Genomic DNA, 13350 nt, shown 5'->3' with positions numbered 1-13350 from the left:
CAGAGCATTATGCAGGGAGAAGAGATATCGGTGGTTGACAAGATAAAAAAATTTATTATTATTAAAAGTATGTTCGGGCGATTAGCTCAGTCTTGGTTAGAGCGCTTGCTTGACATGCAAGAGGTCACCCGTTCAAATCGGGTATCGCCCATTCACCATGGCTGACATCCTGTCCCAGTTATGGCAACTCCAACAACTGGATAGTGAAATTGACACCCTTAATAAAAAAGAAGAAGAAATTCCCAAAAAGATCGAAGGGTTACTCCTTTCCCAAAAAGAAGCGGCTAAGAAGTTAGAAGAAAAAAAGAAGGAAATTCTAAACTTAAAAAAGTCTTATAAGGAGAAGGAGATTGACCTAAAAGAATGTGAGGAGAAGTTAAAACAATATTCAGTACAACTCTATTCCGCTAAGAGTAATGAGCAGTATAAGGCATTTCTTAATGAGATTGAAAATCAGAAGAAATTAAAAGGAGAAATTGAAGATAAATTAATCCTTATCTTAGAAGGGATGGAGGTGGCGGAAAAAGAGGAGAAGGTTTTAGAGCGCGATTTACAAGAATTGGAAAAGTTGACCCAGGCAAAAATTGCCTCTTTAAAAAAGGAGGAAGAGGAGGCGAAGAAAAGACGTGCCGAGAAGGAAGAAGAGAGGGCCTCCTTTATTTCTCAATTGGATGCTACTTACCTCGCTATTTATGAAAGGATAAGGACGAAAAAAGGAGGAGTGGCGGTAGCAGAGATTATTGAGGAAAGATGTTCCGCCTGCTTCAATCCCATCCCTCCCCAAATTATCTTAGAAATCGGAAGAAGAGAAAAACTCTACTACTGCGATTACTGCGGACGGATCCTTTATCTCAAGGGGAGAGATTCGGTCTAAGCAAAGAAGGCGATGATTAAAAGATTTCTTATGCGCCTCGCTACCATTTTTGGGAGTTTTTCCCCACCTTGGGTAGTAAAGGCACTCGCCTTTCTCTTCTCCACCTTAGCCTTTCTCCTCTTAAAGAACCAACGGCGGAGAATTGAAAAAAATCTCTTATACATCACCGGGAAAAACTCTAAGAGTTTATCTTTCCGATTATTTCAAAACTTTGGACTCTGTATCGCCCATTTTCTTCAGAGCCCAACCTTAGTTAATAAAATTCTACCCTATTGCCGTTTTGACCTTACCACCTTGCGCCGAGCAGAAAAGAAAGGCAAAGGGGTAATCTTACTCACCGCCCATTTTGGCAATTGGGAGTTGGGTGGCATCCTTTTAGCTAAGATTGGCCTTCCCCTCTCGGTAATTGTCGAGCCGATCCAAGAAAAACTTTTTGCCACTTATAACTATTACCGCTCCCGCTTTGGTTTGGAGGTAATTCCCTATAATCAACCGAGAAAATTGCTCTCTGCCATAAAAAGTAGAAGGATAGTTGTCTTTTTAGCGGACCGGAGCCTTTCGAAAAAAGGGGTTTTAGTCCCTTTCTTCGGTAAGATGAGAGTCTTCCCAAAAGGTCCTGCCTATTTTAGCCTCAAATATGGGGTACCGATTATTCCGGGCTATGTTCTCCTTTCTACCTCCCCTTTCTTCCTATCGGGGAGGAAAGAGAAGAAAGAAAGGTATTTCTACCATCTTGTTACGGAAGGGGAAATTACCTATCATCCGACTGGAAATTTTGAACAGGACGTAGAGGAGTTAACGAAACTGATTAGCCAAAGGATAGAAGGTTGGATAAGAGAACATCCCACTCAGTGGTTCGTTTTTGAAGCGGAATGGCAGGATGGAAAGGGTGAAGGTTAAGATTAAAAGACTATCTGATGTTCCCCTCCCGGAATATAAAACCCCAGGCGCCGTTGGTTTAGATATCTTTGCCGCGGAAGAGAAGATAATTAAGGCAAAATCTTATGGTATTGTCGGTACGGGAATTGCCATTGAACTTCCTCCGGGAGTGGAAGCGCAAATCCGACCCCGGTCCGGTTTAGCGGCAAAATCCGGCATCGGAGTGCTTAATAGTCCGGGCACGATTGACCCCGACTACCGGGGGGAGATTAAGGTTATCCTTTTTAACATCGGTGAGAAGGATTTTCTAATTAAAAAGGGAGAAAGAATTGCCCAGATTATTTTCTCCCAGGTCCTCCCTATTGAATGGCAGGAAGTGAAGAGACTCTCTCTGACTAAAAGGGGGAAAAAGGGATTTGGCTCCACCGGGAAGTGAAAGATATTTGGTTGATTTATAGTTCAAAAAAAGGGGGGCATAAATATCCCGCTTCTGCCTTGGCTCAATACTTAGGAAGATATTTCCCCCAATTTCAACCCCTGGTGGTCAATCTCTTCTCTTTTTCCCGAACCCTCGCTCTCTTTGATTCTTTTGGACGATTTTGCGATTTGTATTTCCCTTCTCTCTGGCGCGCCGGTGGAAAAAGATTAACCAGACCCAACTCGGTCTTTTCTCATCTCTACCGGAAAACGTTAAAGTTGACGATTGGGCTTTCCCACAGCAAAAGTTTTCTCCTCCGGAAAAACCGACCATCACTCATCATCTCCTTCCAACCCGAATTAAACATCTGTGCCCCTTTCTTTAAGAGATGGTTTTCTTGTCCTTTTTATAGTGTGGTGATTGACCTTTTAATTCATCAACTCTGGGTGGAAAAGGAAGTGGACCGCTACTATGTTCCGAACGAAAAAGCGAGGGAAGAGTTAATAAGATGGGATATCCCTAAAGAAAAGATTATTCTCTCAGGTCTCCCGCTGCGGGAAGGTTTTAAAAAAATAGAGGGGAAAGCCCTCCCTGAATTGAGAAGCAAATGGCAAATTCCCGAAGATAAACCTTGCCTCCTTTTAATGGCTGGTCTTTTGGGTAAAATGGTAAACTTTGAAGAGGTAATTAAATCAATAGGGAGAAGCGAAGAGTCAGTATCCTTAATGGTGGTCTGTGGGGAAAATAGGAAAAAATTTTTAGACTACCAAAAATTGGCAAAAACTTATCCTCAACTTGCCCTTATCCCTTTCGGGCGGGTAGAGGAGATATTTGAGTTGATGGCGATTGCCGACATTATTATCACCAAGCCCAGTTCGGGAACAATTAGCGAAGCCTGCGCCTTAGGCAAAAAAATCATCTTACTCTCCCCGACTGGGGGTGCCTACCAGGATATAAGATTTGCTCAATTCTTAGAAGAGAACGGTGCCGCAGTTTGGGTGAAGGATATGAGAGAGGTGGGGGAGATGGTAAAAAAGATTTTAAGAGATAAAAAGCTCTCTCTCCACTTAACCGAAAATGCCAAGAGATTGGGGGAGAGAAATCTTTGGGCTAATAAAATTATTAGCGAATCTCTTCTCACCGATTACCAATTAGGGAAATTTTAAAAACCTTTTTCCATCAGAAAGAAAGGCCAAGTTCTATCCGGAGAAGGGGAAAGTTTCTCTTCTCTCCTGCCCTTAATTTGTAATTAAATACCCATTCCCAGCCAAATTCCCCTCGGAGGGTGAGAAAAGGTAAAGAGAAAAATTGCGTACCCAAAAGGAAGGAGAAGGACTTCTCTGGTTTTTCTCCCTCCTTTACCCAAAGGAAACAATTCCGCGGCGGAACTTCTGCTCCAAAAGCCAATTTTGTCCTTCCGCGCCTCTGGTAAAATAGAGAGAGATGTCCATCAAAATTTTGGTTTAAGTGATATAAAAATTTATAATAAATCTCATCAAAATCCGGTCCTTTCGGATGGCCAATCGGATAACCCATATAGAGATAGTAGTTTTTCTTCTCAAAGTGGAAATAAGTATGAGAATTTACCCTCGTGTATTGGAATAGAGAGTAGGAGGGGCGAAAGGGAAAATCTACGATTCTTATCCCCAAAGAGAAACCGAAAGGTCCGGAATTAGTCAAATCCTTGATAAAACCCGGGGGGAAGCCATCAATGAAACTCAAATCGTCAAGCAAAATCTCACCAAAGAGAGATTTTTTAGGTAGGTAATAAGCAAAATCAAAATCCCAGTAAAGGTCATCATTGAAAGGGATGAGACCCAATCTCTTATTTCCGTAATGGTAGTTATATTCATTTAAGCGATAAAGGCTGAAAGGGTTGAGATAGGCGGCACCCTGGAGGAGTTCTTGCCGGCAAAAGACCACCGCCTCACTTAAACCAAAAAGGAGTTTATTCCCGAAAAGGGAGAATTCTAAGCGGTGGGCAGAAAAGAATCGGCTTGTATCAATGGTATAGGGATCCAAAGGAGAAAAGAGAAAACTACCCTTCAAAATTTTGTACTCAGCACTAGCCAAAAGAAGGTTAAAGGGTGGCGCAGTACCGGAGATTAAAAGAGATTGACCCCAGCGGATTGGCTCCCGACCAAGAAGTAAGGTAAAAGATTTTCCTTTTAATAGACCATAGCCTCTCCGGTAATCAATCCCATAGATACTATCCCAAGAAAGGGCGGGGTACTCAAAAGACTTTCCAATTTTCCCCACCCCTTCAAAAGAGAAAGTAAAATGGGAAAAATTCTTCCTTATTCCCAAAGATTGGAAAGAGCGGAAGAGGGTATCGGAAAGGAAAGAGACCTTGCCGGAAAAATCCTTCTTTAAGTAAGAGATGACCCTTTGTGCCAAAATCTTTTCGGTTGGGGAGAAAGTTCCTATTCTCTCTTCTAAATCTCCAATCATCCCGTCTGAGAGGTAAGGCATCGTATGGGCAAATTTGGGAGAAATCTCACCCCGGAGTCGCAACTCTTCAATCGGTTCGTTGACCCAACTTTCAATTGGGATAAAAAGAAAGAGGTGGCAAAGAAATAACAGCACCATAGAAAATTCTAATAAAAATAAAGTTTTAGTCAACTCTCGGGTGCAAGTGTTAACAGTGATCATGACCACTATAAGTAGGAATCCTCCAAGAGGCTTTTCAAAAGAGTCGACTACCAAAATCTTTTTATGGCTAAATCCATCTTAAAAGGTCTTGGTTAAAATAGACCAAATTCTCGCCCCAAAAAAGATATTAGAAGTTTATTTCTAAACCGGAAAATATCTCAAAAACCGCCTGACTTATAAGGGAAAGAGGGTCTTAGGGATAAATCCCATCGCTTACAAATTAATAAAACCATCCGGCGATAGAAAATATGGATTTTATAAAAATCTCAGGAGTTAACTCCTAAGAAAGAAACTAACCATTCGCAAAACTGGCCATCGTTATTACAACCCTTTGAGACGATGCAAATTGATGCCAAATTTATAGTTGATGATTTGACCTTGCCAAGTGAAACCTATCGCCATCTTCTATGAGTTTATTTCTCCTTGCGTACACGCGAAGCGAGGTCTCGTCTCTGGCGGATGGTTGGATAAGAAATTGAATGGTATGAGACCGGAGGAGTATCTTTTAGCCTTTCAACTTTTTGCGGTGGATACGATCTCTATAAGCAGTACAAAAAATTATCTGACCAGATAATTTTTATTTAAGGGCGAAAATGGTTTAAGTCTCTAATTTTCAATAACTTAAACTCATTTTTTAAGAAAGATGGGGGTCAGTTCCCTCTACGGCATCCTTAGGGGATAAAAAGGAGCAAATTTTTCCCCAATCTCTCCCCTAATCCCTCATCCTTTCTCTCTCCTCCTTTCTTCCCCACCTTCATCTATTCTTCCTTTTTCCCCTCCTCTCCTACCCTTAATCCCAATCTCTTCTCTCCCTCCTTCCACCCCATCTCCTGCCTCCTCTCTGCCACCCTCCTTTCCCTCCTCGCCTCTCCTCTAAAAGAGCCAAAAACTAAAAGTAAAATGGAATATTGACAGAAAAACTTTATCTCTTATAATACAAGAACTGAGGCAGGAAAGGGGAATATCGGAAGCCGCATTCTCATTTAACCTCCTTCCCCGCAGGCTTCCGCGCTTCCGACGGGTGAGCCTGCCCTGCCTCATTAAAGAAGAAGTGATGTCAGGTAATAAAATTGTTGAGATAGAAAAGGCAGAGAACGGATGGATTGTCCGAACCCGCCAGCCGATTATTTCCACATCTCAGGAATTCCAGAAACAGCAATTGAAGGTGATGGCGAAGGTTATCGCCCTCCTCTCTAAAATCTACGGACAGGAAGTGGTAAAAGGAGCGGACGAAGAATTGGAACCTTGGAAAGAGACGACTGATAATCTACCTGAACTTTGGGAAGAGATTGACCGAATAATTGACTCTGCGTTTGCCCAGGGAGGAGAGATTGGGATTGAGATTAAGAGATTAGGAAAGGAGGAAGAGACTTACGTATTCAATAACTTAGAAGATGCCTTAAACTTCGCCCGGCGGTTCTTAGAATCCTCTTAGTTTTCCTTCCCCATTTTCGCAAAAAGGCGGGAGACGAAATTTCAGGATTAATCCTGATTGGACGTGTGGTTAATACCCAATCGCTTCATCAGCCGGAAAAGATGTGCCCGATGAATCTTTAATACCTCTGCGGTTTTGGTCAAATTTCCATTATACTTAGAGAGTAATTCTAAGATATATCTTCTTTCAAATTCATCCCGTGCCTCTCTCAAAGACTTCTCAACATCCGAAGCCTTTGGTCCATAACCTGTTTCCATAACCTTTATCAAATCCTTAAAACTTATTTCACTCGTCCGAATAAGAATCGCCGCCCTCTCAATTAAGTTTTTCAACTCCCGACAGTTCCCTTTCCAAGTTTGACTCTTCAAGAACTCAATCGCATCCGAAGTGAGAGTTTTCTTTGGGATACCGTTTTCTTCGCAGGCGACACTAAGGAAATAATCCGCTAACACGGGAATATCCTCCTTTCTCTCTCTTAAAGGTGGGATATAGATACTTATCACATTCAGCCGATAAAATAGGTCCTCCCGAAATTTCCCACCCGCCATCTCCTTTTCCAAATTTTTATTGGTAGCGGCAATCACCCGCACATCCACCTTTAAGATGTCAATTGAACCGAGCCTCTCAAATTCTCCCTCTTCTAAGACCCTTAATAACTTTGCCTGGGTGGATAGACTCATATCCCCGATTTCGTCTAAGAATAAGGTTCCGCCATCTGCTAACTCCAATTTCCCTTTCTTTTGCATCTTGGCATCAGTAAAAGCCCCCTTCTCATAGCCAAACAATTCACTCTCAATTAACCCTTCAGGGATTGCCGCACAGTTTATCTTGACAAATGGCTTATCCTTTCGCTCACTCCGGTTATGAATCGCCCGGGCAACCAATTCCTTACCCACACCACTCTCCCCAGTAATGAGCACACTTACCTTCCTTGGAGCCACATCTTCAATGAGGGTAAAAATATTCATCATCTCCTTTGATACCCCAATCATCCGATATCTCTTAAAAACCTCTTCTTTCAGCAGAGTAATCTCCCGCTCCATCTTCTCTTTTTCCAAGGCATTTCTCACTGTCAATAAGATCTTTTCTCGGTTCGGGGGCTTTTCAATAAAATCGTAGGCACCGAGTTTTGTAGCAAGAACTGCCTTTTCAATCGTTCCAAATTCGGAAATCATTACAATCGGAAGAGAAGGCTTTATCCCTACTATTTCCTTCAAGACCTTAAATTCGTCGTTTTCCGGTATGTCAGGAAGACGGAGGTCAAGGAGAATAAGATTTATCTCATTCTCTTTTGCCATTTTTATCCCTTCTTCTCCTTCTCCGGCTTCTAAAACTTCATAATTTTCCGAGGAAAGAATATCAGCCAGTACCTCTCGCCATCTTTCGTTATCATCAATAATAAGAATTTTTCCTTTCATTCTATTTAGCCGAGAGGCAAGTAGACATTAACTTCAGTCCCGACCCCTTCCTTGCTATGAATTTCAATATAACCCTTATGGTCTTCTATAATCTTTTTTGCCAAGGTTAAACCAAGACCCGTTCCTAAGGGTTTGTTATAGGTGAAATAAGGTTCACAGACCTTTTCCAAATATCGCTCCGGAATTCCGGTGCCGGTATCTGATATTTCTATCCTCACATATTCTTTTATAATACCTTTTTCTAATTTCTCAATTGGTAAGGTTCTTATCTTCAATATACCAACTCCTTCCTCTCTATTTACTTTTCCCTTTGCTATCACTGCCTCAATTCCATTTTCAATTATTATATTCAGGGCATTAGAGATTCCCTCCTCGTCAAAATTAATGAGGGGTAATTTTCCATCCAGTTCGCATTTTATTGTAATATTTTCCGCAAGTCCTGTCTCGTATTTTCCTATTACCTTTTTAATGACCTCGTTGATACTTTTGGGTACTAAAACTGGTGGTACTATTTTCGTAAAGCGCATAAAGGCATCAGCCATTTTCTTTAAGTTTGTAACTTCATCTTTAATATAGCCGAGGTATTTCTTAATCTTTTCGTCTTCGCATTTAATTTCAATCTGTTCAACCGCTCCTAAAATAGTTGAGAGTGGATTCTTAATACCGTGTGCTAATTTTTGTGCTACTGGCGCCCAACCTTCAATTCTTTTTAAGGATTCCGCTTTGGTTATATCTTCAATTCTTATTAGAAATCCTTGTTTGCTTTCACTTCTTTTGAAAGCCAAAACTATTTCCCCTTCTGGTTTTTTAATGGTTATTTGTCCCTCATCTTTCTCTATTATTTCCGCTATCTCTGGGATTAATTTTTCTCTTAACTTTGCTCCCACCAAATTCTCAATTTCCAAAATCCTCACAGCGGTCTCATTAGCAAACAAAACCTTTCCTTTTTTATTCAGAATGATATATCCCTCTTTTGCCTTTTCCAACAAATTAGTTGTTGGAAATTGGATTTTATGAATGATTATCTTGCTGACATAAAGATAAGCAAGTGTTATAATTGTAATACCAAAAATGATTAGAAGGACGGTAGGAATTATAGGAATAGGTGCAACGAAGGCTGGAACCAATTCTAAGAGTGTTAATTCTGGCATTTCTTCTTTAGGGTATCCTAACAAGATTCTTCTCTTTATCCCTTCCTTTACAGGTGACACTCTTACCTCAGTGTTGTAATCGTCAAAATTCAAAGGAATAGGTATTTCTGCTTCAGCAATTTCTTTCAATCGCCCATTCAATACTACTAACCTTCTATCTGCGGTAACAATAAAAATTTCCGGTTTTTCATCGCCGTCGGTATCAAAGACCGATTTTAATTCTATCCCGCCTGGGTTACGAAAAGAAGAAATTACACTAAGGTTTTGGTCAAAGACTCTTAATTCACCATCTCGATTGCCAGCAACAATCTCATCTTTTCCATCTTGATTTAAATCAGCACATTCCAATCCCATAAAACTACCCATTTTTATAGATTTCTTAACTTTTCCATCAGCGCCGTCAAAAATCATTAATGAGTCACTTTCTTCAACCTGTCGGATAGTTCTTAAAGCGACTACGATTTCTTTATTCCCATCCAAATCCAAATCCGAAACTCGCAAAAAGGTACGAGAAAAATAACCGCCGATTTCTTTTTGCCATAGAAGTTTGCCTCTATTATTTAAAACAATTACATAAGTATGAAAATCATCAGTATTGTCGGCATATACTCCGTTAGAGAGGGCTGACGTTTCAAAAAAGATCTCCGGTTTTCCGTCACCATTCAAATCTTCAACAAATGTTTCGCCTACCATCGGACCAACTAAATACTCCCATAGTTTTTTACCAGTTTTTAAATCAAAAACTGCTAGACCTCTCCAACCCTTTCCCCAATATGTACTCAAATTAACTATTATATCTAATAAACCGTCTTCATTAGCATCAACAAGCCCACAGGGACGAGCACCTCTGTACCACCAGTAGTTCCTTTTTTTATCTTCCTTAGTAATTGTAGAAAAAGGTGGCGTCAATTGAATATTTGATCCATCATAGACGGTGATAAAATCAATTGACTCCTTGCGAATAGTAGCGAATATTTCATCAAATCCGTCTTTGTTGAAATCTCCGGTCAAAAAACTTTCAAAACCCGAAGGAGGATAATTTCTATCCCAAATGATTTTGAGTTTATTATCCATCAGCCTGATACGAAGACCGTCCTTGTTTAGAAACTCATCGGTACCGTCGCCGTTCATATCATAAGGTTTTAATCCATAATTTACCCTCCAAATTTCTTTCAATTGGAAAGGTAGATCTTTTGGATAGGCGAATGTAAAAGGAATTAGAATAATAATTAACGGAAGACCAATTTCCCTCATAATTGGATTTAAACATAAAAACCCCTAAATGTCAATATCTTAAGAATAAGTTAAGGCGGGAAGAACTCCCGCCCTAACTTCGCCCTCTATCCAACTCTGTATGTTATTTTATAACTACCGCTTTTTTAGTTTGAAGTGTCCCATTGATAGTCAAGGTAACAAAGTAAGTCCCGGCTGGTAAATTGATGCCCCTTTCATCTTTACCATCCCAACTTATCCCGTATCTACCTGGTATCTTTTCTCCGGCTGAAAGGTTTCTGACTACTTTCCCAGAAATATCGCTTATTGTCAAGTTGATGTGAGAAGGATAAGGAACAGTAAACTCTATAACCGCATCGGAATTGATAAGATTTGGTTTGATGTGAAGAGAACCCTTTTCTTCCGTTCTCCTTCTCTCACTGGGTGCTTTGATTCCCATTTCTTCCCGCCTTACCAACTCCACTAAAAACCGCCAATTTGCCTCACGACAGGCAGCTGCTGGGACATCGTCTCTACCTTCCCATTCGAAGAGCGTGTCACCAATTACTCTCCAACCGAACCCTCCTCCTCGTGTTACTATACAAGCTCTAATCACTGACGAAATTCTCCAGCTATCCCCTCGGACTCTAACATATCCCGCACAACCTGGATGATATCCTTCCGCGCCCGCGAATTGGACGAAAACCCAAATCGTGTCCCGTGCCCACCATCCGGCCAATCCTCCTTTATACATCCTTGAGATGAAACTCTTGTTCAGTTCCCAGCGATTACCAGTTGGATGGGTGCGCCATGAGAAGTCGGTTGAATCCGGAAAGAAATCTCTAAAATACCTGAAATAGCCTGGATTCCCTGATGGGTCAATTGGCCAAAGTCTGGCTTGAACACTCTGCCCCTGATTAACTGGTTTTCCGAAGATATTGATTGGAGCAAAGTTACTTCCCCATTGCTGAGTAAAGCAAGCTTCTATATCCTGCCTTTGGACTGATTCTCCAAAAATTTTAACCTCGTCAAACCAAGCAGTTCCAGCACCTACGGTAAGGTCGACATAGTTAAGGTCATTTTCGTAGGAAAACGCTGTGTCATCAAATGGTCCATACATTGCGTCATTTATCCAATAAGTTACGCGGACAGAGTTAGGATTAGGTCTTTCATATCTGACTCTTACTCTATACCATGTCAAAGTGGAATAGGTTTGGAGAGGTCCTCTCATTCCATATATGGTGTCGTTTTTATGAAAACTAAGAAAATCTCTACCGGGGTATGTCCAATCCGGTCCGGTACGCACAGACAAACCTCCACGGCCTTGGTGTCCTTGCGGAGGAATTTGCTCCGAACCATTTCTGACCATAAATTCAATTAAATAAGGAGCCGATGTTTGTAATGGGCGATGAGCAAGCGCACCCCAAAATGCACCCACAACTCCATAAAGTTTCAGGGACTTAACACCAGCATATCTGACGGTACTGTCTACATAACAATCGGATGAGTTGCCGTTTCCACTTGGTATCCAAGGTGGGTTTGGAAATTGACCGACGGGGTAAGATTCGAATCCATCTTCCCATACAATTTGTGCCCACGCTACTGTTGAAAGGCAAAGTATCGCTGTAATTATAATTGATCTACGCATTTTATCCCTCCTGCTTGATACCCTGCGCACCAAAAGGGTATCTCTTCTCGTCCTTGGCTCGGTGCCGCCATTTTGTATCCTTCCGTATTTTCTTACTCATTTTTATTTCTTTATTGTATAATCCCAATCGCTCTTGGTTTCTTTAGTCGGTGGTTTATATTGAACATTTTCAATCTTTACTGGAAGAGTATTAGTAAACTCAATAGGCCCAACACTTGTTGTAATTCTCCGAGTCAGTCCTTCTTCCTTATCTACACAAACTGATACTGAACCACCAACCCCACCAGTAACAGTTCTAATCTCGGCTCCTACGCCTATACATCCCCCAACGTTGCCGTTATTATGGTTTCCGTAGACAGTTCCTTGGATACCCCCACAACCACCTGAGACAGAAATCTCCCCTTTGTCATTATAACTAACCCCTACATTACAAAATCCATTTCCTATACCGGCTTTAAAACCCATAGAGGTTTCTTCTTCGGTTTTCGGGTTCGCCGAATTTCGGGTGTCATCTTTCTTCTCTACCCCTTGTGCAAACATACAACTTGTAATTAATGCTACTGCTAATAATTTCTTAAACATCTTTCACCTCCGCTAAAAATAACCCTTGGGCACCAGAGGGGTATTTTTTTCTCGTCCTTGGCTCGGTGCCGCCAGTAATTTATAGGAGAGAGAAAGTTTCCCATTTCCTCTTTTAACCGATTTTGCTTTTAATATTCTCATACATAGGTTAATAAGCAAAGTCTGTGCCAAAATGAATAGCTCTTTACCTTAGTTTTAAGTTATTGAAAATTAAATAGTTAGGGAATTAGAGGGTAGGTTAAAAAATAAAATGTTGCATTTAGGCAAATTTTGTTGTAAAAAGGCAAATTAAAATTTAACTTTTCTTAAAAATAATCCTTGAGGAGGGGCGGTGAGAAATGGCCGGTGGGGTTTGCCTTCTAAGGCGTTTATAATATCTTCTTTAGTAATCTTTCCCCGGGCATAATCAACTAATGCCCCAACAATCCTCCGCACCATCTTATAAAGAAACCTGTCCCCTTCAATTTTTATTATTAACTCCTTTCCTCTTTTCTTTACCTCTATCTCTTTCAATTCGCAAATCCCTTTTCCTTCTTTTTTAACAAAAGGGGCAAAATCCCTTTTTCCTAAGAATAGACTTAGAGCCTCTCTCATTTTTTCTTCGTCAATTTTGTATTCTAACTCCCAGACTCTCTCTCTTTTTAATGGGGAACGACCAAAGAAGATATGATATTCGTAGACTTTACTCTTCGCTGCCCGGCGCGCAGAAAAATCATCTCCTTTTATTCCAATCCTTTTCACATAGATATCCCGGGGCAAAAGGGAGTTTAATGCCTTCTTTAATCTCGCCAGGGGTAAAGCCTTCGGGCATTGGAAGTTAACGAAGAAAGAAAAAGCACTAACTCCCCGGTCCAATCGGCTAACACCGGTCGTTTTAATCTTTTTTTGAAAGATTATTTCTAAGACCTTTTCTAATTCTCCTTGGACGGTCCTTCTCTTTGGCTGTTTCTGCCAGCCAAAGAAACCTTCGCCATCAAACTCTAATTCTAAAAGGAGATTAAAACGATTGGCTATTTTTCGCCCTGCTTCGCTTCCAAAATCTTCTGGCATTTAATACAGTAGCGGCAGTAAGGGAGCGCCT

11 protein-coding genes and 1 tRNA gene are annotated in these 13350 nt (G+C 40.9%); 6 read left to right on the top strand and 6 right to left on the bottom strand.

The features are described from left to right. Positions 1 to 75 precede the first annotated feature (75 nt). The 5 genes from ABIL00_03020 (at position 76) to ABIL00_03000 (ending at position 3337) form a co-directional block, all read left to right on the top strand. Positions 76 to 151 (top strand) — tRNA-Val (locus tag ABIL00_03020). Positions 152 to 157: 6 nt separating this feature from the next. Next, on the top strand, positions 158 to 874 hold the full coding sequence (locus tag ABIL00_03015; protein MEO0109740.1) for a C4-type zinc ribbon domain-containing protein: 717 nt from the start codon (positions 158 to 160) through the stop codon (positions 872 to 874). A gap of 12 nt (positions 875 to 886) precedes the next feature. Continuing rightward, a complete protein-coding gene (locus ABIL00_03010) occupies positions 887 to 1774 on the top strand; it encodes a lysophospholipid acyltransferase family protein (GenBank protein MEO0109739.1) in 888 nt (295 codons plus the stop codon). Continuing rightward, a complete protein-coding gene (gene dut, locus ABIL00_03005) occupies positions 1755 to 2189 on the top strand; it encodes a dUTP diphosphatase (protein MEO0109738.1) in 435 nt (144 codons plus the stop codon). Before ABIL00_03010 ends, dut begins: the two co-directional genes overlap by 20 nt. 11 nt (positions 2190 to 2200) lie before the next feature. Then, the gene (locus ABIL00_03000) at positions 2201 to 3337 is read left to right on the top strand and encodes a glycosyltransferase (GenBank protein ID MEO0109737.1); all 1137 of its coding nucleotides are present in this window, start codon (positions 2201 to 2203) and stop codon (positions 3335 to 3337) included. A 13-nt stretch (positions 3338 to 3350) separates the two neighbouring features. On the opposite strand, the gene ABIL00_02995 is transcribed toward ABIL00_03000, so the two are convergent. After that, positions 3351 to 4760 carry a hypothetical protein gene (locus ABIL00_02995; protein ID MEO0109736.1) on the bottom strand — a complete coding sequence of 470 codons (1410 nt, stop codon included), beginning with the start codon at positions 4758 to 4760 and terminating at the stop codon, positions 3351 to 3353. A 1117-nt stretch (positions 4761 to 5877) separates the two neighbouring features. On the opposite strand from ABIL00_02995, the gene ABIL00_02990 reads away from it, so the two are divergent. Then, complete coding sequence (locus ABIL00_02990) at positions 5878 to 6258, top strand: hypothetical protein (protein MEO0109735.1); 381 nt, start codon at positions 5878 to 5880, stop codon at positions 6256 to 6258. A gap of 47 nt (positions 6259 to 6305) precedes the next feature. On the opposite strand, the gene ABIL00_02985 is transcribed toward ABIL00_02990, so the two are convergent. The 5 genes from ABIL00_02985 to truA all read right to left on the bottom strand — a co-directional run bounded on the left by ABIL00_02985 (position 6306) and on the right by truA (position 13319). Then, entirely contained in the window at positions 6306 to 7676 is a 1371-nt protein-coding gene (locus tag ABIL00_02985) for a sigma-54 dependent transcriptional regulator (GenBank protein MEO0109734.1), read from the bottom strand. A gap of 5 nt (positions 7677 to 7681) precedes the next feature. Beyond that, entirely contained in the window at positions 7682 to 10081 is a 2400-nt protein-coding gene (locus ABIL00_02980; protein MEO0109733.1) for an ATP-binding protein, read from the bottom strand. Positions 10082 to 10184: 103 nt separating this feature from the next. After that, positions 10185 to 11687 (bottom strand): FlgD immunoglobulin-like domain containing protein, encoded by a 1503-nt coding sequence (locus ABIL00_02975; protein MEO0109732.1) that lies wholly within the window; start codon positions 11685 to 11687, stop codon positions 10185 to 10187. 102 nt (positions 11688 to 11789) lie between these two features. Continuing rightward, positions 11790 to 12269, bottom strand: a complete 480-nt coding sequence (locus ABIL00_02970) for a hypothetical protein (GenBank protein MEO0109731.1) — start codon at positions 12267 to 12269, stop codon at positions 11790 to 11792. Between the two features lie 288 nt (positions 12270 to 12557). Beyond that, positions 12558 to 13319 (bottom strand): tRNA pseudouridine(38-40) synthase TruA, encoded by a 762-nt coding sequence (truA, locus tag ABIL00_02965; protein MEO0109730.1) that lies wholly within the window; start codon positions 13317 to 13319, stop codon positions 12558 to 12560. Between the last annotated feature and the right edge of the window lie 31 nt (positions 13320 to 13350).

This window comes from candidate division WOR-3 bacterium (assembly GCA_039801905.1).
Taxonomy (GTDB): Bacteria; Hydrothermota; Tepidihabitantia; order Tepidihabitantales; family JBDRVQ01; genus JBDRVQ01.
This window is presented reverse-complemented; position numbering and strand designations above follow the sequence as displayed.

Coding starts and splice junctions, on each gene's coding strand:
- dut (MEO0109738.1), top strand. CDS start 1,755: ATGGAAAGGGTGAAGGTTAAGATTAAAAGACTATCTGATGTTCCCCTC.
- ABIL00_03010 (MEO0109739.1), top strand. CDS start 887: ATGATTAAAAGATTTCTTATGCGCCTCGCTACCATTTTTGGGAGTTTT.
- ABIL00_02985 (MEO0109734.1), bottom strand. CDS start 7,676: ATGAAAGGAAAAATTCTTATTATTGATGATAACGAAAGATGGCGAGAG.
- ABIL00_02995 (MEO0109736.1), bottom strand. CDS start 4,760: ATGGTGCTGTTATTTCTTTGCCACCTCTTTCTTTTTATCCCAATTGAA.
- truA (MEO0109730.1), bottom strand. CDS start 13,319: ATGCCAGAAGATTTTGGAAGCGAAGCAGGGCGAAAAATAGCCAATCGT.
- ABIL00_02980 (MEO0109733.1), bottom strand. CDS start 10,081: ATGAGGGAAATTGGTCTTCCGTTAATTATTATTCTAATTCCTTTTACA.
- ABIL00_02970 (MEO0109731.1), bottom strand. CDS start 12,269: ATGTTTAAGAAATTATTAGCAGTAGCATTAATTACAAGTTGTATGTTT.
- ABIL00_02975 (MEO0109732.1), bottom strand. CDS start 11,687: ATGCGTAGATCAATTATAATTACAGCGATACTTTGCCTTTCAACAGTA.
- ABIL00_02990 (MEO0109735.1), top strand. CDS start 5,878: ATGTCAGGTAATAAAATTGTTGAGATAGAAAAGGCAGAGAACGGATGG.
- ABIL00_03015 (MEO0109740.1), top strand. CDS start 158: ATGGCTGACATCCTGTCCCAGTTATGGCAACTCCAACAACTGGATAGT.